Annotated in this window: 17 protein-coding genes, 2 tRNA genes and 1 pseudogene; 8 read left to right on the forward strand and 12 right to left on the reverse strand. The window is 63.0% G+C overall.

The window, feature by feature from the left end; all coding sequences use genetic code 11:
* The first annotated feature begins 188 nt into the window (after nt 1–188).
* Both AC1DEL_RS11195 and AC1DEL_RS11200 read left to right on the forward strand, forming a co-directional pair.
* Nucleotides 189–1844 (forward strand): M30 family zinc metallopeptidase, encoded by a 1656-nt coding sequence (locus AC1DEL_RS11195; protein ID WP_477125748.1) that lies wholly within the window; start codon nt 189–191, stop codon nt 1842–1844.
* Complete coding sequence (locus tag AC1DEL_RS11200; protein ID WP_477125749.1) at nt 1841–2161, forward strand: hypothetical protein; 321 nt, start codon at nt 1841–1843, stop codon at nt 2159–2161. Before AC1DEL_RS11195 ends, AC1DEL_RS11200 begins: the two co-directional genes overlap by 4 nt.
* Nucleotides 2162–2180: 19 nt before the next feature.
* Here AC1DEL_RS11200 and AC1DEL_RS11205 read toward each other — a convergent pair.
* A tRNA-Arg gene (locus tag AC1DEL_RS11205) sits at nt 2181–2257 on the reverse strand.
* A gap of 64 nt (nt 2258–2321) precedes the next feature.
* The gene (locus AC1DEL_RS11210; RefSeq protein WP_477159075.1) at nt 2322–3569 is read right to left on the reverse strand and encodes a sensor domain-containing diguanylate cyclase; all 1248 of its coding nucleotides are present in this window, start codon (nt 3567–3569) and stop codon (nt 2322–2324) included.
* 438 nt (nt 3570–4007) lie between these two features.
* Here AC1DEL_RS11210 and AC1DEL_RS11215 point away from each other — a divergent pair.
* Together AC1DEL_RS11215 and AC1DEL_RS11220 are read left to right on the forward strand one after the other, a co-directional pair.
* Nucleotides 4008–4084 (forward strand) — tRNA-Pro (locus tag AC1DEL_RS11215).
* Between the two features lie 522 nt (nt 4085–4606).
* Complete coding sequence (locus AC1DEL_RS11220; protein WP_477125751.1) at nt 4607–5626, forward strand: acyltransferase; 1020 nt, start codon at nt 4607–4609, stop codon at nt 5624–5626.
* A gap of 24 nt (nt 5627–5650) precedes the next feature.
* Here the strand turns inward: AC1DEL_RS11220 and AC1DEL_RS11225 are convergent.
* Together AC1DEL_RS11225 and AC1DEL_RS11230 are read right to left on the reverse strand one after the other, a co-directional pair.
* A pseudogene (locus tag AC1DEL_RS11225) lies at nt 5651–6154 on the reverse strand (contractile injection system sheath initiator); the annotation flags it as partial.
* Nucleotides 6155–6842: 688 nt separating this feature from the next.
* On the reverse strand, nt 6843–7520 hold the full coding sequence (locus tag AC1DEL_RS11230; protein ID WP_441643948.1) for a class I SAM-dependent methyltransferase: 678 nt from the start codon (nt 7518–7520) through the stop codon (nt 6843–6845).
* Between the two features lie 703 nt (nt 7521–8223).
* Between AC1DEL_RS11230 and infA the strand changes: the two genes are divergently transcribed.
* From infA to AC1DEL_RS11245, 3 genes are all read left to right on the forward strand, one after another.
* A complete protein-coding gene (infA, locus tag AC1DEL_RS11235) occupies nt 8224–8445 on the forward strand; it encodes a translation initiation factor IF-1 (RefSeq protein WP_008641674.1) in 222 nt (73 codons plus the stop codon).
* Between the two features lie 179 nt (nt 8446–8624).
* The gene (locus tag AC1DEL_RS11240; RefSeq protein WP_477104930.1) at nt 8625–9101 is read left to right on the forward strand and encodes a SixA phosphatase family protein; all 477 of its coding nucleotides are present in this window, start codon (nt 8625–8627) and stop codon (nt 9099–9101) included.
* A gap of 234 nt (nt 9102–9335) precedes the next feature.
* Entirely contained in the window at nt 9336–10187 is an 852-nt protein-coding gene (locus tag AC1DEL_RS11245) for a GNAT family N-acetyltransferase (RefSeq protein WP_441590501.1), read from the forward strand.
* 117 nt (nt 10188–10304) lie between these two features.
* Here the strand turns inward: AC1DEL_RS11245 and ppx are convergent, their stop codons facing one another.
* Entirely contained in the window at nt 10305–11837 is a 1533-nt protein-coding gene (gene ppx, locus AC1DEL_RS11250) for an exopolyphosphatase (protein WP_092289781.1), read from the reverse strand.
* 132 nt (nt 11838–11969) lie between these two features.
* On the opposite strand from ppx, the gene ppk1 reads away from it, so the two are divergent.
* Entirely contained in the window at nt 11970–14090 is a 2121-nt protein-coding gene (gene ppk1, locus AC1DEL_RS11255) for a polyphosphate kinase 1 (protein ID WP_477159076.1), read from the forward strand.
* Nucleotides 14091–14150: 60 nt separating this feature from the next.
* Here the strand turns inward: ppk1 and phoR are convergent, their stop codons facing one another.
* The 7 genes from phoR to pstS all read right to left on the reverse strand — a co-directional run bounded on the left by phoR (nt 14151) and on the right by pstS (nt 21006).
* On the reverse strand, nt 14151–15497 hold the full coding sequence (phoR, locus tag AC1DEL_RS11260) for a phosphate regulon sensor histidine kinase PhoR (RefSeq protein WP_092289785.1): 1347 nt from the start codon (nt 15495–15497) through the stop codon (nt 14151–14153).
* A 154-nt stretch (nt 15498–15651) separates the two neighbouring features.
* Nucleotides 15652–16359: a phosphate regulon transcriptional regulator PhoB gene (phoB, locus tag AC1DEL_RS11265; RefSeq protein WP_066735924.1), complete on the reverse strand. Its 708-nt coding sequence runs from the start codon at nt 16357–16359 to the stop codon at nt 15652–15654.
* 36 nt (nt 16360–16395) lie between these two features.
* Nucleotides 16396–17100 (reverse strand): phosphate signaling complex protein PhoU, encoded by a 705-nt coding sequence (gene phoU / locus AC1DEL_RS11270; protein ID WP_092289787.1) that lies wholly within the window; start codon nt 17098–17100, stop codon nt 16396–16398.
* Between the two features lie 35 nt (nt 17101–17135).
* On the reverse strand, nt 17136–17924 hold the full coding sequence (gene pstB / locus AC1DEL_RS11275) for a phosphate ABC transporter ATP-binding protein PstB (RefSeq protein ID WP_092289789.1): 789 nt from the start codon (nt 17922–17924) through the stop codon (nt 17136–17138).
* Between the two features lie 46 nt (nt 17925–17970).
* Nucleotides 17971–18873: a phosphate ABC transporter permease PstA gene (gene pstA / locus AC1DEL_RS11280; protein WP_477159077.1), complete on the reverse strand. Its 903-nt coding sequence runs from the start codon at nt 18871–18873 to the stop codon at nt 17971–17973.
* The gene (pstC, locus tag AC1DEL_RS11285) at nt 18870–19835 is read right to left on the reverse strand and encodes a phosphate ABC transporter permease PstC (protein WP_092289793.1); all 966 of its coding nucleotides are present in this window, start codon (nt 19833–19835) and stop codon (nt 18870–18872) included. The genes pstA and pstC overlap by 4 nt, the downstream gene beginning before the upstream one ends.
* Before the next feature lie 139 nt (nt 19836–19974).
* Nucleotides 19975–21006 (reverse strand): phosphate ABC transporter substrate-binding protein PstS, encoded by a 1032-nt coding sequence (gene pstS / locus AC1DEL_RS11290; RefSeq protein ID WP_441590502.1) that lies wholly within the window; start codon nt 21004–21006, stop codon nt 19975–19977.
* Nucleotides 21007–21172: the final 166 nt, after the last annotated feature.

Below are 21172 nucleotides of genomic sequence, written 5' to 3' on the forward strand. Positions count from 1 at the left end.
ATCAATGCGGAGCATCAAGCGCCCCCCAAGAATAGGCGAAAAAGTGGGAAATGTTCCAACCCGCAATGGCTCGCGGGGGCCTTCGGATAGAACAATTGCGAATCTCTGCAGCCCACTGATTCAGATCAAGCGCCTAGCCGGCGGTCCATGGAAAAAGCTTCCTTTCCCATACGAAGAGGAAAGGAATCATGATGAAGAAGCTGGCCTTGGCGTGCTGCATGGTTGGCGGCCTTGCCGCGTGCGGGGGTGATGGCGGGTCCGACCACCCCACTGCGCCGCCCATCCCACCCACCCCACCTGCCCCGACGGCGCCCCAACCTCCGGGTGACCTGCTGTCGGTGGCGTGCACCGGCTGTGGCGCGCTGGACGCCAATACGTATGCCGGAACCAGCGTGGGGGTCTGGCGGCATGTGAACGCCACGGCCGCCCCGGTCGATGTGCCGGTCAATATCCGGGGGCTCTCCGGACACGACGTCACGCTGGTCTTCACCAATCAGGGCGCCGAGCCGCAGGCGATGCCGGCCCTCTCGCTGGTGCCCAAGGCATCCGCGTCGGCGGTCGGCAAGACGTGGCGTCTCGATGGAGAGGACAGCGCCGTCATGCGGCGCGTCGGCGAATTCAACGCCCATGGCTGGGCCCGGCTGGCAGCCACGCGCCCGCTGGCAGCGCTGGAGGCGCGGGAAGCTCGGATCGCCCCGCGGCAGGTCGTGCTCAACGAGTCCCGCACCTGGCATGACGCGGAAGACCAGCCGCATATGGCGACGCTGTTGCGCCAGTCACAGGCCAGCGACGGCACGGTCGTCAATTTCTGGATCGAGGATGCCGAGCGCGGTCCTGCAAAAGTCAGTGACGCCACCATCGACGCGCTTGCCGCCAGTTTCCTGGGGCCGGGCAAGGTCTATGACCTGCTGACGCACGTCGGCGGGCCGCTCTGGGGCGCGCATGGGTATGCGGAGTTGATCCCGGGTGCCGGCCAGCCGCTCGATATCGTCATCCTCAAGCTGACGAGCGACAACCCGTCCGCGCGGCTGATGGGCTATTTCTATTCGCGCGACGTGATCCGGCGCAGCGCCGGACTCCCTCATAGCAACGAAGCGGTGGGCTTCTTCCTGAATTCGGAATCGCTGTACGCGGCGGGCGACGCCGCGCTGAAGCAGGCTGCCAGCACCATGGCCCACGAAGGCATGCACTTGCAGAACTTCTACCGCCGGGGCGCTGGCCACGGCCCGAAGTATCTGTTCGATACCTGGCTCGACGAAGCCACCGCGATGATGATGGAGGACTTCGCCGGGCACGCCATCGACCCGGCCGTCAACGATATTCGCGATGTCCGGTTCCGCGACTACGTCAGGATCCGCAACGGCATGTACAACTGCAGCCTGACCACGTGGGAGCCGTTCGGGGAGACGTGCGAGAGCTATTCGGTGTCGGGCTCGCTGGGCGGGTTTCTCAATCGCCAGCTTGGCGCTGGGTTCTTCTCGCGGCTGTTGCGCGACGTGAGCAGCGAGAAGTCACTGGAAGTCCTTGATGCGGCGATCCGGGCCGAAGCTACCGGCGCGGGACTCGGCGAGCAGCTTCGCCGCTTCTCGGCGACCGCCGGGTCGCTGATGCGGGCCACCGACAGCCCCGCTGGCTACGGTTTTCCGGCGCGCGTCGATGGCGCGCTGCGACTGCCGGTGATCGATCCGCAGAACCTGGCCGGGCTCCGGGCGCTGACGCAAACCTTGCCAGCGCAGCTGCAGCCGTATGCGAGCATTCCCATCGTCCGGCCAGCAGTGCATGGGATCTATAGCGAACGGGTGAGCGTGCCGCCCGGCACCGCGCTGTCGGTGATCATCCAATGAGGGACGTGACGAAACGCGGCCTGCGGGCCATGGCGGCCGCCTGCTGCCTCGCGGCCTGCGTCGGGACAACACCGCCCCCGGCGGTGGGCGCGCGCATCGCGCTCACGGGCGAGGTTCGGATCATCGGCAATGCGCCCCACCCCATGGCTGTGCTGCAGGTGGACGATCAGACGGTATGGGAATTGACCGGGATCAGCGTCGCGCTGGCGCGGCCACTGGTGGGCCGACGGGCAACGGTAAGAGGGACGGTACGGCGGGCGCCGGCACCCGGTAGCTGGATGCCCGCCCTGGAGGTGGAAAGCACGGCGCCGCCGTGAACCCTTCCGCGTGAAGACTTGGCCCGCCCTAGAGGATTCGAACCTCTGACCGCTCGCTTAGAAGGCGAGTGCTCTATCCAACTGAGCTAAGGGCGGCCGGGGCGCCACGAGCCTTGCCGTGGCGGCAAGGCCAGCATTCTACTCCACCGCGCGCGCGAAATCAGTTGGATTCGCGTTCGCGCACACGGGGCCGGCGCGGCATGCCGACCGGCTCGCCGCTGTCGTGCGACGACACGCAGTTGCGGCCCATCTGCTTGGCGTCGTACAGCGCGCGGTCGGCCCGACGCATGACGGCATCGGCATTCTCGCCCGCCTGCCGCTCGGCCATGCCGATACTGACGGTGTAGGCAATCGGGTCCGGTTCCGAGGGGCACGGCGCGCCGCRCACGATCGCGTTCAGGCGCAGGCTCACGGCGCGGCCCGCCTCCATCGCGGTATCGGGCAGGACGATGGCGAACTCTTCGCCGCCCAGTCGCCCCAGCACCGCACCCGCCGGCGCTGCCTTGCGCAGCAGGCCGGCGAAGTGGCGCAGCACGCTGTCGCCGGCCAGATGGCCGTAGAGGTCGTTGATGGCCTTGAAGTGATCGAGGTCGATGAACGCCACAGTGAACGACTGGCGCGTGCGTTCCGCCTGCTTGCAGGCCAGCTCGAGTTCCTCCCAGAACGCGCCGCGCGAGAGCACATCGGTCAGGTCGTCGTGCCGCGCACGGCGCTCCAGCATGCGGCGCAGCCGGTCGTGTGCCATCAGCGCGAAGCTGACCGACAACCCCACTACGCCGAACACGAACCAGACTGTGACGCCGCCATCGGCATCGACCGGCGCGTGCGGGCGAACCTGGCCCAGCGCCTCCAGCATCGGCAGCGCCTGCATGGCTGCCAGGGCGGCACAGGCCAGCGCCACGAAGCAGAGGCACAGCGCGGCCAGCCGCCCGGTGCCCCGCTTCTCCGCCACGCACGGCGCCGTGATGCGGATGATCTCGATCGACAACAGTATTTGAATACAGGCGGCTGCCAGCGAGAGCGACACCCCGAACGCCGCCGATTCCGGCAGGGTGGCCGGCGCGAGGTGGCTGGCCACATGGGCCCCCACCGCGACCAGGGCCGGCAGGTTGGCGATGGCCAGCACCCTGCCCCGGCCCGGCTTGCCGACGAAATGGCGCGTACCGTAGACCATCATCGACAATCCCACGCTCAACGCCAGCTCGGGCAGGCCATGGAGTGGCCATTCGGGACGCCACGCATGGGCCGCCAGCAGCACCACCGCGAGCGTGACAATCAGGTCCCCCAGCGCCCACGAGGTCAGCCCGCTGCGCTCCATGCCCGGCGCGCGCCGCAACACGGCACAGACGACCGCCATCTGCAGCGCAAACAGGCCTGCGATCAGCACTACCACCTGCGACTGAAACATCTTCCTTCCCGTTCACAAAGGCATCGCCAAGTGCTCCGCGCGGCACTGGGAAACCACCTTCTGTTTGCGGCCTGCGATGGCCGTCCTGTTTTGTTTCCGCAGGTTCCGGGCGCCCTGGGCAGCCGGTGGACGCAAGGGCACCGGTGGGGCGTGGCTCAGGCACTGCCGCGCCGCTCGCGTCGCTCGCGGCGGCTGGCGCACCATTGTTGTGATAGTCGGGACCGGGTCCGGATGGGAACAGCAACCCGGCGACGTGCGCCGGTCGGACCTTTGCGGTGTGCGGATTATGTCAGCGCCCGGAACCAAGTCAAGCCTAAAGCGCCCCGCTGAAGCGGGGTGTTGGGCGCAGCGGCGATGACGTCACATTTTGGCATCAGGAATGCTTATTGCACGCAGTGATTGACCGCACGAGCCGTCCCGGGCTAGAATCGCCGGCTTCGGAGCGTAGCGCAGCCTGGTAGCGCATCTGATTTGGGATCAGAGGGTCGTAGGTTCGAATCCTATCGCTCCGACCAGTTTTGCAAGCAGTTTTAGGCAGTAGAACAAGTGGTGGAATCAAGGGCTTACGTCTTCGGCGTAGGCCCTTTTTTTCGTCCGGAAGCAAGTGCTTCCAATATCGTTCCGGGTAAATTCCAAAAATGCAGCGTCTCATACGGTACTGTATGCACGCGCAGGTGAGGCAGATGAAACTCTTCATCAGTCGATCGAAAGAGCCCAGCGAAGTCAATCCTACTTACTCCTGCATCCAAGACTTAAGCCTGAACGTCATGACGACGGCGGCGCACCCGTAAATTGATCCGGCGCCGGTGCTGATCAATGCGACCGCCCATTCGGAATCGCTGCGCGGCCTGGTCATGCACATCACAACGATGGGGACCAGCTTGGCGCCGACCAAACCGCCGATGAGTTTCCAGCCTGCTACGCCTGCGACGCTGCCGGTGATAGGTTCGGACGTGCAATTCCCCGAAAATGAAAAAACCCGCTCAAGGCGGGCATGAAACCGCCACAATAGGTGGCCGCAATAACGTTCTTCGATAATGACAAGACAAAAATACCTGGACTACTTGCGGGCTTTCTCAGCCATCTGCGTAATTGGCATCCACACGCATGGGCCTTTTTTTCAAAAGCCTGCCATCTGGAGCCCGACCGGTATCGCGGGTGGCATTATGGACACGACGGTACGGGTTGGCTTGCCGCTGTTCTTCATGCTCAGTGGCGCACTGCTCTTGGCCAAGCCTTATGACTCGGTGAGCCGCTTTTATCTGAAGCGCTTCCCGAAAATCCTAATACCATTCGTCCTCTACTCAGCAGCGTACTACGTCTACGTGCACACGGTCGAGAAGCCTTCGCCGATGTCCTTCAGCGACCTCGTGATAGCGCTAGTTCGCGAACCGCAATTCTACCATCTTTGGTTTGTATATTCCCTTATTGGCCTCTACTTCATAGCTCCCTTCCTGTCGATCGCGATCAGTCGTGTTCCAACTAGAACGCTATGGACGGGAATACTGGTCTTGCTAGCCATCTTGCAGGTCCGGCAGTTCTCGCATCTCGCGGGAATTGGAATCAATGGCGCGCTTTTCCTGGTGAGCCCTTGGCTACTGTACTTCGTCGGCGGCTATGCGATTACAAGGCTAGATGCTCATCAGTACAGCCTCGCCTTCTTCGGATTGACGGTATTTGGATTCATTTCGACCTTCTTCGCGCGTGCAGCGCATCTGCAAATCGGCATCTTCGATCAAGGCCTCAACATGTATGCCCTAGCGTTCGGTGTGTTCGGGTTATTTATGGGCGCGAAGCACCTACCCGGTGACGGTGCGATCCTAGACCGGTTGATGAGCACGATCTCCAAGTACTCTTACGAAATCTATCTGGTACATCCATTGATTTTGGTGTGGCTGCGCGACACGGTGTTCAAGATGACAGAGCTCCATCCCATCTGGAACACCTTTGTGCTGACATCTACTGTCTTGTTCGGATCTCTCCTCGTCGCCGCAGTGATACAGACCCTCGTCACTGGACCATGCTTGAGAGCTGCAGACTTGTTTTCCGCAAGATGAATGCCAAATGGTGGGCTGCAGCGGCCAGACAACCGCCTGGAGAAGTCCAGCCTGATTGGGAATGTCTCTCAACGGCATGCGATACGCCAGCCAGTCCTGGCATTGGCACGGCGTCATGATCGTCTCGATTCCAAGCTCGACTTCCTCTCGGTGCCGCTCAATCGATGACGCTGTCCGCGAGCGTCTGCGGGTTGACGGCCGTGTCGATCCAACGCGGTCGTTTCGCCGGAAAAAGCCGACCGAAGGCGGCCATAGGTCTGATAACAGCTCAGTCAGGCAGCGCAGTCGTCTCGCGTCCTGAACGGTGATGGTGCCGTAGATGGTGTTGATCGTCGACGTCACGCTGAGTGACCGGTTCTCGCTGTCCAGCGTGCTGGAATAGGCGGCCAGCTCGAGCACGCCCGGCGTGCCAAGCGATTCGCTGCCGAATGGCGCGTCATAGATGCTGCCGGTGTACTTCCCGACGATTTGATCCCACGGCGTGCCCTCGGTCTTGTCGAGAAACCGAGCGATAGGGTTTCGACTCATCGCCTATTTTTCGGTGTCTTATACAGCACGGTCGATATTCATCTGCCGAGACGGCACACGCCTTAGATCAAGGCGAAGCGGCCAACCACCCGAGCAATTTCAGGTGCCGCCCACCGCTTCGTTCACCCATTTGGGGTATTGCATAGAGGCTCAGTCGTGCCACCCTTTTGGGTGTCCTTCTGGGCGTGTCTAGCACGCATACCATCTTCAGGCCGAACGGAAACGGAGGTTCATTGGATGGGCGTCATAGCGATGTTGGGAGCCATTGTATTTTTCTGGCGATTTGTGAGCACCCGTGCAGCATTGATCCTAGGGGGATTGCTCGCCCTCGGCCTGCTTTCCTATTTGTCCAGGGCTGATGCCAGCCGGCAGTGCGATGGTAGGGCCTGGTTCTGTGACCTGATCCCGGCACAGACCATTGTCGAGGGACCGCCACCTTGCCCTGAGGTCACGCCAATCACCGCCCGGATTTTCCAGAGTGACGCTGCAGACGCCGAAGTACATCGCCTCATTGCAAAAGGCGTTTGCCAAGAAGACGCCATAGAAAATGTCCATAGGGGTTGGAAGGCGCCTTATGATCCTCAATATGGGCCGTGGTGGCAAAAACTGTTCCGCTAGATTTTCTAGTAAATCGAAACATAAGGGCAAAAGGGCACCCGAAGGTGGCTTTTGTGACTGCCGCCATCCTCTATCGAGGACGTCGAGCCATCATGTTTAGCGAAAAGTACTCACCGAACGTTGCATTCGCAATGGAGGCGTCCACTGCCCCGGGCACAAAATGGGGCTCATGAGGGTATTCTTCGCACTGCTCGAATCCGCACTGCTCAAGCAAATGGCACAGCCAATTGGCATTAAATCCCGTCTTGTGAAAATCATAGGGAGTCGACTGGCCGCCGTAGATTAGCCCTATCCATGGCGTATGCCCTGGCTTCTGGAAGTGCTCCCAGTTCTTGTGATAGATCCGAACGATTCTGTCCAGATCTGGTACGGAAATCCGCAAAACGCCGCCCGGCTGCAGAATCTCATACCACCGTTTGAGCAACGGCACCACCTCGTCATGAGCGAAGTGCTCCAACACGTGGCACGCATAAATCTCCTGGGCGCTTTGGGCTGGAAAACGCCGTAGCGTGCGAATGTCGTCAATTGCGTCCGCGGCCATCGTCTCAAGGGCATCAACGTTGCAGAAGCCGTTCAACTTTACATTCCCGCAGCCAAGGTGCAGGCGATATGGCGAAGAGAACTCGTGCAGCCGATCATGGAACTTCGGCTCTGGTGCCGGCTTCGGGACCGGGCGCAGCCTGCGCAAAACGCCTCGCACTGCCGCACGCTGCTCAATCGTAGTAATTCGTTTGATGACAGATCGCACGATTGCTCCTAGCTCGTCGGTATCGGCACGAGTATATCCACATTGAGACAGACTAAGATACCAAGACAAGTGCTCAACATCATGGCGGACAATATGCCACTGGCAGTCTTGCTAGCGCTCAACCACGCCCAGTGTTCCCCGACAGGATATAACGTTCCGATACCAATCGCATGCGCCAAGTAGATCGCGTAAGAGCATCAGCCAGCAGAATCGCGATTCGTGAAGATGCCCTCGCCCCTGCAGAGTGCATCTTCACTGTCGAAAAAACCACCAGCACCCCTTAACAGCAAGGATGAAGGCTGCCGCGATAATAGGTGCAAAGGACCGCGTGAAATTGCCTACTCTTACATGTGCAATCCCCGTCACACACCTGTGGTCGCAACCTCTCCGGACGGGTCGAGTAGCGCGACGGCCGCAGGGCATGCTGCACCGCCGAACGTGCTATAATCCCGCGTCAGTTCCGGGGTATCTGAGCATGCCCTGTAACCGGGTCCGTGCTGCCAGGCACACTGGATTTTTCGGCGCCGCACCCCCAGATTCGGGGTATGTCGCGGCCGGCCAGACCCGGAAACACCTTGCCCGCCTGTCCCGAGACGCACAGGACCGCGCCATGGCACGGTCCAGCCCGATGATCCATCGGGCGCTTCACACGTATTCCCTAAAAACTTACGCAGCTCTCGGGGCTGCCGCAAAGGAAAACAGATTGGCTAAGGAAGAACTCATTGAATTTGGCGGCGTGGTGTCGGAAGCCCTGCCCGACAACCGTTATCGCGTCACGCTGGAAAACGGCGTGGAAATCTGGGCATACGCCTCGGGCAAGATGCAGAAGCACCGCATCCGCATTCTGGCCGGTGACCGCGTGACCCTCGAAATGTCGCCCTACGACCTGACCAAGGGCCGCATCAATTTCCGCCACAAATCCTGAGTTCGCGCCGATCGGGCGAGCGCCGCTGTCACGCGGCTGACATCGCCCCCGCCGACACTGACGGGCTGCCTTCGGGCGGCCCGTTTTGTTTCTGGCGATTCGTTTGACGACGCGCGCCCCGCGTCTTGCCTTGGGCTACCCGCTTCACCATACTCAAGGCACAACGAATACCTGCCAACATGAATCTGATCTTGTGGCGCCACGCCGAAGCCGAGGACTTGCCTGACCCCCTCAGCCTCTCGCGCAGCGCTGACCTGCAACGTCCCCTCACGCGGCGTGGCCGCAAGCAGGCCGAGGCATCCGCCGCATGGTTGCGCGCCCATCTGCCCGCCGATCATCGCGTAGTCTGCAGCCCGGCCCTGCGCACGCGCGAGACCGCTGGCGCACTCAGTAGCAAGGTGGAAGTCCTGCCCGACCTCGCGCCCGGCGCCGATGTCAGCGCCATCCTCGCCGCCATCGACTGGCCGCAAGGCCACGAGCACACCGTGGTCGTGGGCCACCAGCCATGGATCGGCCGCCTGGCCAGCCTGTTGCTGGCGGGCCACGAAATCAACTGGAGCGTGAAGAAGAGCGGCATCTGGTGGCTGTCCGCACGCACGCGCGACACCGAGGCCCAGGTCGTCCTGCGCGCCGTCACGGGTCCCGATTTCCTCTAGGACGATGCAGCAGATTCGCGACGGATCTGCCTCAATTCCGAGGCAAGGTTTTCAAACTGCAATACCGGTCCTTTTTTCGGATAACGACGATGGAAACACGGGAGGCCGCTGGCTAGAGTCGCCGGTGCGCCGCCCAACAGAGGGACGTCATGGAAGCGTCATCACTGCTTCACGGCACTGTCACCAGCCCTCTCTACATTGTTTCGAAGCCGTTTCGTCACCGAAAGGACATACATGCGCGACCTTCCGACGCCTACCCAGCCGCTGTTTGACGCTTTGCCCACTGGCCGCTCCGGCCAGTCGGCGCGGAGCCGTCTTCCTCGTCAGCCAGCACAGCACCAAACCCATGCACAAGCTCCAGCGCCTGCTTTCAGTGTGGCGTGGGCACGTCACCAGGACGAAGTAGCCGAGGCGCAGCGCCTGCGCTACAAGGTCTTCGCCGAAGAAATGGGCGCACGGCTCCAGTCGTCGTCCAATGGCACCGATGTCGACATGTTCGACGCCTATTGCGACCACCTGATCGTACGCGACCAGGAAACGCTGCGCGTGGTGGGCACCTACCGCGTGCTGCCGCCGCACCAGGCCAAGCGCGTCGGCTGCCTCTACGCCGAATCCGAATTCGACCTCGTGCGCCTGGCGCACCTGCGCCCCAAGATGCTAGAGCTGGGCCGCTCGTGCGTGCACCGCGACTACCGCTCGGGCAGCGTCATCATGGCGCTCTGGGCTGGGCTGGGCGAATACCTGCAACGCTACAACCTCGAGTCGATGCTCGGCTGCGCCAGCGTGCCGATGAGCGACGGCGGCCACTACGCGGCCAGCCTCCATCGTCTGTTCTCCGAGAAGTTCCTGGCACCGATCGAGTACCACGCCTTCCCGCGCACTCGCCTGCCCGTGGAAAACCTGAACCAGGCGCTCGACGTGGAACCGCCGGCGCTGATCAAGGGCTATCTGCGCCTGGGCGCGAAGATCTGCGGCGAGCCGGCATGGGATCCCGACTTCAACGTAGCCGACTTCCTGACGCTGCTGCGCGTGAGCGACATGAACCCGCGCTACGCCCGCCATTTCCTGGGCCTCAACCGCGGCTGAGTCCGCGACCGAAGCCTGTCGGCTCCCCGATCGAAACGGCACATTTCATCGGCATGAAAAAAGGCGACTCCGGAAACGGGGTCGCCTTTTTTACTGGCTGCTCGGAAGACTGCCGAATCAGACGTACACCACCTTGTAGCGCTTGCCCACGCGCTCCCATTCGTCGGACTCCTGCGCCAGGCTGTACTCGACGAGCGGGTTCTCATCGATCCACACCTTAGGCAGCCGCACTTCGAAACCCTCATCGAGAGCATCCGACCGCTGGCTGACCTCGATCTGGGGCAGCTTCACGTCCGCACGGCGCCGGCACAGGACAAAAGCCAGACGCAGGCTGAACAGCATGCGCCAGTCGACGAACTTGCCGCTGCCAGAGAGCTTGCCCAGCTTGCCCGCATGGCCCAGCAGCAGCGTCGCCAGCCGCGCCTGGTCGGTCTTCGAGAAGCCCGGCATGTCCGCGTGTGTGGCGATATAGGCCGAATGCTTGTGATAGCCGCTATGCGAGATCGACATGCCGATCTCGTGCAGGCTCGCCGCCCAGCCCAGTAGCGCGAGGTTGTCGTCGCGGCGCTCGTTGGGCGGATCGGGGAACTGGGCGAGCAGATCGCGCGCGGCCTGCCCTACCCGGCTCGCCTGCGCGCGGTCCACGGCGTAGCGGCGCATGAACTGGTCGACGGTGACCGTGCGCATGTCCTCGTGGTGGCTACGGCCGAGCAGGTCGTACAGCACGCCCAACCGCAGCGCGCCGTCGGTCACGTCCATGCGGTCCACATCGAGTTCGGCGAACACGCCCAGCATGATCGACAGGCCGCCCGGCAGCACCGGGATGCGGTCAGCCTTGAGGCCCGCGAGCTTCACACGATTGGCGTTCTCGGCCTTGATCAGCGCGCGCTTGAGCCGCTCCAGGCCCTCGCGCGTGATGCCGTGCTCGGCCGGGTTGTCGTTCATGCCGTTCAGCTCGATCAGCTCGGCCAGCGCGCGTGCCGTGCCCGACGAGCCCACCGCCTGCTGCCAGCCCGCCGCGCGGTACTGGCGCACCAGCACCTGGATCTCGCGCCGCGCGGCCAGTTCGGCCTGCTTGAACGCGTATTCATCCACGTTGCCGCTCGGAAAGAAATGACGGCTGTGCGACACGCATCCGATATACAAGCTTTCCATCAGCTTCGACTGATAGCCACTGCCAATGATGAACTCGGTGGAGCCGCCGCCGATGTCGACCACGAGCCGGTTGCCCTGGCAGGCTGGCGCATCGTGCGAGGCGCCGAGATAGATCAGCCGCGCCTCTTCGCGCCCGGCGATCACTTCGATCGGGAAGCCGAGCGCACTTTCTGCCTCGATCAGGAATTCGGAAGCATTCTTGGCCACGCGCAGCGTGTTGGTGGCCACCGCACGCACGTGTTCTGGCGAGAAATCGCGCAGGCGGTCGCCAAAGCGGCGCAGCGCGTCGATGCCGCGTCGTCGCGCGGGTTGGTCCAGGTATTTGTCAGGCGTCAGACCGGCGGCAAGTCGTACCGGCTCGCGCAGGGCATCCACCTGGAAGATCTGGCTGGCAGGGCCGGAGGCCGTGGGCGTCTCGTCCACCCGCCCGATCATCAGGCGGAAGCTATTGGAACCCATGTCGACGGCGGCCAGCAGGCGGGGATTCTGTGTCATTGCGTGCGTAAGTAGCGCAGGATCGGTGCAAGTTTGGCAAGATACGTACAACCCCGCCAAACGCGTAAGATTATGTCCTTGTCATGTCTGCATCATGACAAAATCAAAGTGTCATCAAATTGACACGATTCTATGAAAAAGTCGCCACATCGCCAAAATAAGGTTCTACACATGATGACGACGCCGCCCGGCACGCTGCTGAACCGCGAGCTTGGCATTCTGGAATTCAATGCGCGCGTGCTGGCGCAGGCTGCCGACCCGAACGTACCGCTGCTGGAAAGGCTGAAGTTCATCTGCATCGTCTCCAGCAATCTGGACGAGTTTTTTGAAATCCGCATGGCGGGGCTGAAGGAGCAGATGCGTGATAACGCATCGGGCCTGAYGCCCGATGGTCTCTCCGTCCTCCAGACCTATCAGCTCGTCACGGAGCGCACACAGCGGCTCGTGGCCTCGCAGTATGACATGCTGCAGAACGTGATCTTCCCCGCCCTCGAACAGGAAGGCGTGTTTTTTCACCTGACGAACACCTGGACCGACGATCAGCGCCGATGGGCGCGCGATTTCTTCACGCGCGAGCTGGGTCCGGTGCTGACGCCGATCGCGCTCGATCCGGCGCACCCGTTCCCGCGCGTGCTCAACAAGAGCCTGAACTTCGTCGTCGAACTGTCCGGCAAGGACGCCTTCGGCCGCGACGCCGACCTCGCCATCGTGCAGGCCCCGCGCGCATTGCCGCGCGTGGTGCGCATGCCGGAGAAGCTGTCCGGCTATCCGTATGGCTTCGTGATGCTGTCCTCGTTCATGCAGGCGTTCGTGCATGAACTGTTCCCCGCCATCGACGTGGAGGGCTGCTACCAGTTCCGCGTCACCCGCAATTCCGACCTGTTCGTCTCCGAAGACGACATCACCGACCTGCGCGAGGCGCTCCAGGGCGAACTGCCGGCCCGGCATTTCGGCGATACGGTGCGGCTCGAGGTCTCGTCCGATACCCCGCCCGCGCTCTCGCGCCGGCTGCTGCTGGAATCGGGCCTGACCGAGCAGGACCTGTACCGCGTGAGCGGCCCGGTGAACCTGGTGCGGTTGATGCAGATTCCCGATCTGGTCGACCGCCCTGCCCTCAAGTACCCGCCGCACGTGCCGGCACCGGTCAAGCCGCTCCTGACCGGGCTTGGCATGTTCGACGTGATCCGCCAGCAGGACGTGCTGCTGCACCATCCGTACGAGAGCTTCACCTCCGTGCTCGACCTGCTGCAACTCGCCGCGGCCGACCCGAACGTGGTGGCCATCAAGCAGACCGTGTACCGCACCGGCAATGAGTCGGCGGTCATGGAGGCGCTGATGACTGCGGCGCGCAACGGCAAGGAAGTCACGGTGGTGGTGGAGTTGCTGGCGCGCTTCGACGAGGAAACCAATATCAACTGGGCCGAGCGGCTCGAGTCCGCCGGCGCCCACGTGGTCTACGGCGTGGTGGGCCACAAGTGCCACGCCAAGATGCTGCTGATCGTGCGGCGCGAGGCAGCCGGCCCGAAGGTGAAGCAGGTCACCCTGCGCCGCTATGCGCACCTGGGCACCGGCAACTACCACCCGCGCACGGCTCGGCTGTACACCGACTTCGGCCTGTTGACGGCCGACGAGAAAGTCTGCGAGGACGTGCACCACGTGTTCCAGCTGCTGACCGGCACGGCCGGGACGATCCGGCTGAACCACCTGTGGCAGTCGCCGTTCACCATGCACAGCAACCTCGTCGAGCATATCCGCGCCGAGGCGCGCAATGCGCGGGCGGGCAAGCGGGCGCGCATCATCGCCAAGATGAACGCGCTGCTGGAGCCGTCGATCATCGACGAACTCTACAAGGCGTCGCGCGCGGGGGTGAAGATCGACCTGATCGTGCGTGGCGTGTGCGCGCTGCGCCCGGGCGTGCCGGGGATGTCGGACAACATCACCGTGCGCTCGGTGGTGGGCCGCTTCCTGGAGCACCATCGGGTCTACTACTTCCGTGCCGATGGCGAGGATGTGCTCTACCTGTCGAGCGCCGACTGGATGGATCGCAACCTGTTCCGCCGCGTGGAGGTGGCCTTCCCGGTGCTGGATCGCAAGCTCAAGGCGCGTGTGATCAAGGAAAGCCTGCAGGTGCACCTGCGCGACAACGCGTCCGCATGGCTGATGCAGCCGGATGGCCAGTACGTGCGCAAGCGCTCGGCGGCCAAGCGGCAGCTGGTGAGTCAGGCGGAACTGCTGAGGATATTCGGGAACTGATGGATTCGCCGATTCGCCCCTTCCCGCGTGCGGGAGGGGGCGATTTGCCGCGACCCGGTGTTACGCCGCGTGGCGGCGCGGGTCCGGCAGGTGCGATGCAACGGCCGCCGGCTCATAGCCACTGCGGTCCGTCGGGAAGACGATCCGGAAGGTGCTGCCGCGCCCGACCTCGCTGGTCACGCGCAGGTCGGCATGGTGGCGCGACAGGACATGCTTGACGATGGCCAGCCCCAGGCCGGTGCCGCCGGTGTCGCGCGAGCGGCTGCGGTCCACGCGGTAGAACCGCTCGGTCAGGCGCGGGATGTGCTCGGGTGCAATGCCCAGCCCCGTATCGCTGACCGAAAACACCGAGTGTCCATCGGTAAAACTCAGCCGGATCGCAATCCGCCCGCCGTCCGGCGTGTAGCGCACTGCGTTCGACACCAGGTTACCCAGCGCCGACAGCAACTCGCTCTCCGCCCCGCGCAGTACCACGCCTGTGTCGATCTCGGCGGCGATCTGGTGGCGGTCCTGCGAGAGCGCCTCCGCATCGTGCACAAGGTGGGCCGCCAGGGCGCCCACATTCACGCGATCCTGCGTCGGCGGCTGCACATCGCTCTCGAGCTTGGCCAGCGCCAGCAGGTCTTCGACGATCCGCTGCATGCGCATCGACTGCACCAGCATCAGGTCCACGTAGCGCCTGCGGTCCTCTTCGGACACCGGCAAGTCGCGCACGGTTTCCAGGAAGCCGGTGAGCACGGTCAGTGGCGTCTTCAGTTCATGCGACACATTGGCCACGAAATCGCGGCGCATGGCTTCGGTGTTTTCCACCTTGGTGATGTCCTGCGTCAGCACGAGCTTGCGGTTTTCGCCGTAAGGAAGGATCTGGACAGAGGTGATGTTGCGCTTGTGCTCGCCCATGTCGCGCATGACCAGCGGTTCGTCGTAGCGCTCGCGGGTCAGGTACTGAATGAACTCGGGGCGGCGGATCAGGTGCGTAATGCGCTGGCGCACATCGCGCCGCGCGTTCAAGCCGAAATGCTGCTCGGCCACGCCGTTGCACCATTCGATCTGGTCAGCATCGTCAAGCATCAGCACGCCGTAAGGCGACGCCTGGATGGCCTGGATAAAGCGCGTGTGCTGCTGCTCCACCTGGAGCACCTGCGTGCGCCAGCGCTTGACCAGCCGGTGCAGGCGGTAATAGACCTCGCCCCACAGCCCGAGCGCGCTCGGGATTTCGCCATAGGCGGGCGCGTCGAGCACCTTCCACAGCCGGTTGATCTGGAACAGGTAGTAGCAAAGCTGCAGGAACAGCGCGATGCAAAGGAAGGTCAGGCCGGCAACCGGCCCCACAAAGACGTACAGACCGGCGGCGATAACTGCCAGGCTGACGAGGATGGCCGCGGATCGGGCCCAAATGACATTCATGAGAGGGATGTGGAGTCAGGCGGCCGGCCGGAGGCCGGGTCGACCGCAGTCGTTGCGACGGAGTGTGCCACGAATCCGCCGTGGCGATGGTGCCGGCGCGGCCCCTCTTACTGCTGCTCCGCGCCGGACTTGCCAGGATCTGGCGATCGGCGGATCAGTGGCTCGGCGAGCGCGCCAACCGATACCCGCTGCCACGTACCGTTTCGATCATATTGCTGTAGCCCCCGGGCGTCAGCGCGGCGCGCAGGCGCTTGATGTGCACGTCCACTGTCCGCTCTTCCACAAACACATGGTCGCCCCAGACCTGATCCAGCAATTGTGACCGACTATGCACACGTTCCGGATGAGTCATCAGGAAATGCAGCAAACGGAATTCGGTAGGACCAAGGTCCAGCTTGATCGGGCCGGAGTCATCCTGGCCGGTCACGCGGTGCGTGGCCGGGTCCAGCCGCAGGCCGTTGATGGCCACCACGTCGTCGGTCAGCTGCGGCGCACGACGGCGCAGCACGGCCTTGATGCGGGCCAGCAGTTCCTTGGGCGAGAACGGCTTGGTGACGTAATCATCCGCGCCAGCCTCGAGCCCCATCACCTTGTCCTGCTCCTCGCTGCGGGCGGTGAGCATGATGATGGGAATCTGCTTGGTGCGGTCGTTGGTACGCAGTTCCTTGGCGAAGGTCGCGCCCGACTTGCCCGGAAGCATCCAGTCCAGCAACACGAGGTCTGGCAGGACATCGCTCATGAGGGACAGCGCCTGTTCGGCGTTATACGCTCGGATTGGATAGTGCCCCGCGTGCTGCAGGTTGACGGCGATCAGTTCTGCAATCGCCGGTTCGTCTTCGACAACGAGAATACTGCTTGGCATGTATGTTTTCTCCGCTTCTCAGTCTTGCCGCCAGGGTCAGCTCAGCGCTTCGCGCTCCATATCTTCGCGCGAGGTATGGCGCACGTCCGTGCCCTTGACGATGTAGATGATGAATTCTGCAATATTCTTGGCATGATCGCCGATTCGTTCGATCGCCTTGGCGATGAACAGGAAGTCCAGCGCTACCGAAATCGAGCGCGGGTCTTCCATCATGTAGGTGATCAACTTGCGCACGAAGGCGCGGAATTCATCGTCGATGGCCTTGTCATCTTTGACGATGCGCGCAGCCGCCACGGTGTCGAGCCGGGCGAAGGCGTCCAGCGCCTGGCGCAGCAGCGTGATGGCCATCTCCCCCGACAGCTTCACCTCGGAGTAGTTGATGTTGTGCGCCGCCGCGTCTTCCATGATGTGCTTGGTGCGCTTGGCCACTTTCTCGGCCTCGTCGCCGGCGCGCTCGAGGTTGGTGATGGTCTTCGAGATCGCCATCACCAGGCGCAGGTCACGCGCGGTGGGTTGGCGGCGCGCGATGATGTTGTTGCAGTCCGCGTCGATTTCCACTTCCAGCGCATTGAGTTGCTGTTCGCGGGTGATGACCTGGTCCGCCAGGTCGGCGTCGAAGTCGGCCAGCGCGCGCATGGCGAGCTCGATCTGCGACTCGACAAGCCCGCCCATCTGCAGCAGCTTGGTGTTGATCGCGTTGAGGTCGGCGTCGAACTGGGTCGACAGGTGCTTGTCAGTCATGATGTTCTCCTGGCCGGGGCGTGGAAGGTCTGCGATCAGCCGAAGCGGCCGGTGATGTAATCCTCGGTTTCCTTGCGGTGCGGCTTGATGAAGATCTTCTCGGTCTCGCCGAATTCGATCAGCTCGCCCAGGTACATGTAGGCGGTGTAGTCCGAGCAGCGCGCGGCCTGCTGCATGTTGTGGGTGACGATGACCACCGTGTACTCGTCCTTGAGTTCGGCAATCAGTTCCTCGATGCGACCGGTGGAGATCGGGTCCAGCGCCGAGCACGGTTCGTCSAGCAGCAGCACTTCCGGACGGATGGCGATGCCGCGCGCGATGCACAGACGCTGCTGCTGGCCGCCCGACAGGCCGTAGCCCGACTGGTGCAGCTTGTCCTTGGCCTCGTTCCACAGGGCGGCCTTCGAGAGCGCCCACTCCACGCGGTCGTCCATTTCGGAGCGCGAGAGCTTTTCGAACAGACGCACGCCAAAGGCGATGTTGTCATAGATCGACATCGGGAACGGCGTGGGCTTCTGGAACACCATGCCCACCTTGGCGCGCAGCAGCGCGATGTCCTGCTTGCTGGCCAGCAGGTTCTCGCCGTCCATGTTGATCTCGCCCTCGGCCCGTTGCTCCGGGTACAGCGCGAACATCTTGTTGAAGGTGCGCAGCAGCGTGGACTTGCCGCAACCGGACGGGCCGATGAACGCAGTCACCTTGCGGTCCGGGATGGACATGTTGATGTGCTTCAGCGCGTGGAACTGACCGTAATAGAAGTTCAGGTTCCGCACGTCGATCTTGGCGCGCACGGTGTCGGGAATGTCGATGACGGTAGAGGTCATGCTCGTGTCTCGCTGGAATTCGATGATCGGGGCACGTGGCGCCGGCTTATTTCTTGAACAGCATGCGCGCGACGATATTCAGCGCGAGCACACCGACGGTAATGAGGAACACACCGGCCCAGGCCAGCTGCTGCCATTCGGTGAACGGGCTCATCGCGAAGCGGAAGATCGTCACCGGCAGGTTGGCCATCGGCTTGTTCAGGTCGCTGGTCCAGAACTGGTTGGACAGCGCCGTGAACAGCAGCGGCGCGGTCTCGCCGGCGATACGGGCCACGGCCAGCAGCACGCCGGTAACGATGCCCGCATACGACGACTTGACCGTGATCGACATCACCATCTTCCACTTCGGCGTGCCCAGGGCCAYGGCAGCCTCGCGCAGCGCGTTCGGCACCAGGTTCAGCATGTTCTCGGTGGTACGCACCACGATGGGAACCTGCAGCAGTGCCAGCGCGCAGATGCCGGCCCAGCCCGAGAAGTGCCCCATCCGCGTGACCACCAGCGCATAGACGAACAGGCCGATCACGATGGACGGCGCCGACAGCAAGATGTCGTTGATAAAGCGGATCAGGCTGGCCAGCGGCGACTTCTGACCATACTCGGCCAGGTAGATGCCGGCCAGGATGCCCAGCGGCGTGCCAATCAGCGTGGCCACGCCCACCATCACGAAGCTGCCGAAGATGGCATTGGCCAGACCGCCGCCGGCGGTGTTGGGCGCCGGGGTCATCTGCGTGAACAGGTCGAGCGACAGGCCGCCCACGCCCAGCGAAATGGTAGTCCAGAGGATCCACGCGAGCCAGAACAGGCCGAAGACCATGGCCGCGAGCGAGGCGGTCAGCGCGTAGACGTTCATACGCCGGCGGGACGCCTGCAGCCGGGTGCGCACGGCGTCCGCATCGGGGCGAACGGCCGGGATCTGCGTGGCAGATACGGTTTGGCTGGCTTGGTTCATTTGCCCCCCTCATTCTTGGCAAGGCGCAGCAGCAGCACTTTGGACAGCGCCAGCACCACGAAGGTAATGAAGAACAGGATCAGGCCCAGTTCCATCAGCGCGGCCGTGTGCAGGCCGGCACCGGCTTCGGCGAATTCGTTCGCCAGCGCCGAGGTGATGGAGTTGCCGGGCGAAAACAGCGAGACGTTGTCCAGCAGGTTGGTGTTGCCGATCACGAACGTCACGGCCATGGTCTCGCCGAGCGCGCGGCCCAGGCCAAGCATCACGCCGCCGATCACACCGGCCCGGGTGTACGGCAGCACCACGCGCCACATCACCTCCCAGGTGGTGCAGCCCACGCCGTACGCCGATTCCTTCAGCAGCACCGGAGTCACTTCGAACACGTCGCGCATCACCGAAGCGATGTACGGGATGATCATGATCGCCAGGATCACGCCGGCACACAGCAGGCCGATGCCCAGCGGCGCGCCCTGGAACAGCTTGCCGATCACGGGCACCTGGCCAATCGTGTTGGCCAGCGGCCTCTGGAAGTACTCGCCGAARATCGGCGAGAASACSAGCAGGCCCCACATGCCGTAGACGATGGACGGCACGGCAGCAAGCAGCTCGATGGCAGTGCCGAGCGGCCGGCGCAGCCAGGCGGGCGACAGCTCGGTCAGGAACAGGGCGATGCCGAAACTGACCGGCACGGCGATGATAAGCGCGATGATCGAGGTGATCAGCGTGCCGTAGATGGGGACCAGGGCGCCGTAGACGTCGGCAGGCGGATCCCATTCGGCGTTCCACAGGAACGAGATGCCGAATTTCTGGATCGAGGGCCAGGCGCTGAATGCCAGGGAAACGATGATGCCGCCCAGCAGCAGCAGCGTCACGATGGCGGCGCCGCGCGTCAGGCCGCCGAACAGGATGTCGCCCATGCGGCTGGGGGGCCGGACGGCGGGGAGATCGGGCGTAGTGGCCATGGTGGGATATGGAGTGCGTGGATGCAAGCGGCACGGCCCGCCTCGGTGACTTACCTGGGCGGGCCGGCCAGCCCTGCGGATGACAAGGCACGTGATCCGGTAGATCCTCGCGCCCTGCCCGTGCCGTCAGTACAGCAGCTTAGTACAGCGACTTGCCCGACGCGTCCTTGACGCTGGTCTTCCACGTCGTGCGGATCTGGTTCACGACCGATTCCGGCAGCGGCACGTAGTCCAGGTCAGCGGCCATGTTGGCGCCGCTCTTGTAGGCCCAGTCGAAGAACTTCAGCACTTCCGCGCCTTGCGCTGCCTTTTCCTGGCTCTTGTGCACCAGGATGAACGTGGCGCCAGCGATCGGCCATGCGGTCTTGCCTTGCTGGTTGGTCAGGATCTGGTAGTACGTCTTGCTCCAGTCCGCACCGGCGGCGGCGGCCTTGAAGGCGTCGTCGCCCGGCTGCACCACTTCACCCGAGGCGTTCTTCATGTTCAGGTGGGTCATCTTGTTTTGCTTGGCGTACGCGTACTCCACGTAGCCAATGGCACCGTTCAGGCGCTGCACGAAAGCGGCCACGCCTTCGTTACCCTTGCCGCCCGTGCCGCCGCCCGGCCAGTTGACCGTGGTGCCTTCGCCCACCGTGCTCTTCCAGTCAGCGCTGACCTTCGACAGGTAGTTCGTGAAGATGAACGTGGTGCCCGAGCCATCGGCGCGACGGACCGGCAGGATGTCCTGGTTCGGCAGCTGGACCTTCGGGTTCAGGGCCTTGATGGCGGGATCGTCCCACTTCTTGATCTTGCCCAGGTAGATGTTGGCGAGCAGTTCACCGGTGATGGTGAGGTCGCCCGGCTTCACGCCTTGCAGGTTGATCACCGGCACCACGCCGCCGATCACCGTCGGGAACTGCACCAGGCCTTGCTTGGCCAGTTCCTCGTCCTTCAGCGGGGCGTCCGATGCGCCGAAATCGACCGTCTTGGCGCCAATCTGCTTGATGCCGCCCGACGAACCGATGGATTGATAGTTGACCTTGTTACCCGTAGCTTTTTGGTAGGCGTCTGCCCATTTGGAATACACGGGCGCCGGGAACGAGGCGCCTGCACCGGTAATTTCCGCCGCGAACGCAGTACCCATCACTACCATCGAAACGATGCCTGCCACGGCAGTCTTGACCAGCTTCATATGTCCTCCAGAGAACATGGTTGGGAATGACAAATTTTTGACATCCGAACTTTATGCTTTCTATATGACAGATCCGTGACAACACGAGATGTTCTTAAAGCGGCCTTTTGTGATGGCTAGTTAACTCGTATATGTGGAGAAAAAGGCATAAATAATGACGCCAGCA

Source organism: Cupriavidus sp. 10L43_2 (assembly GCF_056395265.1).

What these genes read in the sequence shown, in the direction of transcription:
- phoR (WP_092289785.1), bottom strand. Translation starts at nt 15,497, where the DNA reads ATGAATGTCATTTGGGCCCGATCCGCGGCCATCCTCGTCAGCCTGGCA.
- phoU (WP_092289787.1), bottom strand. Translation starts at nt 17,100, where the DNA reads ATGACTGACAAGCACCTGTCGACCCAGTTCGACGCCGACCTCAACGCG.
- AC1DEL_RS11240 (WP_477104930.1), top strand. Translation starts at nt 8,625, where the DNA reads ATGAATCTGATCTTGTGGCGCCACGCCGAAGCCGAGGACTTGCCTGAC.
- pstS (WP_441590502.1), bottom strand. Translation starts at nt 21,006, where the DNA reads ATGAAGCTGGTCAAGACTGCCGTGGCAGGCATCGTTTCGATGGTAGTG.
- AC1DEL_RS11200 (WP_477125749.1), top strand. Translation starts at nt 1,841, where the DNA reads ATGAGGGACGTGACGAAACGCGGCCTGCGGGCCATGGCGGCCGCCTGC.
- ppx (WP_092289781.1), bottom strand. Translation starts at nt 11,837, where the DNA reads ATGACACAGAATCCCCGCCTGCTGGCCGCCGTCGACATGGGTTCCAAT.
- phoB (WP_066735924.1), bottom strand. Translation starts at nt 16,359, where the DNA reads ATGCCAAGCAGTATTCTCGTTGTCGAAGACGAACCGGCGATTGCAGAA.
- AC1DEL_RS11195 (WP_477125748.1), top strand. Translation starts at nt 189, where the DNA reads ATGATGAAGAAGCTGGCCTTGGCGTGCTGCATGGTTGGCGGCCTTGCC.
- AC1DEL_RS11245 (WP_441590501.1), top strand. Translation starts at nt 9,336, where the DNA reads ATGCGCGACCTTCCGACGCCTACCCAGCCGCTGTTTGACGCTTTGCCC.
- AC1DEL_RS11220 (WP_477125751.1), top strand. Translation starts at nt 4,607, where the DNA reads ATGACAAGACAAAAATACCTGGACTACTTGCGGGCTTTCTCAGCCATC.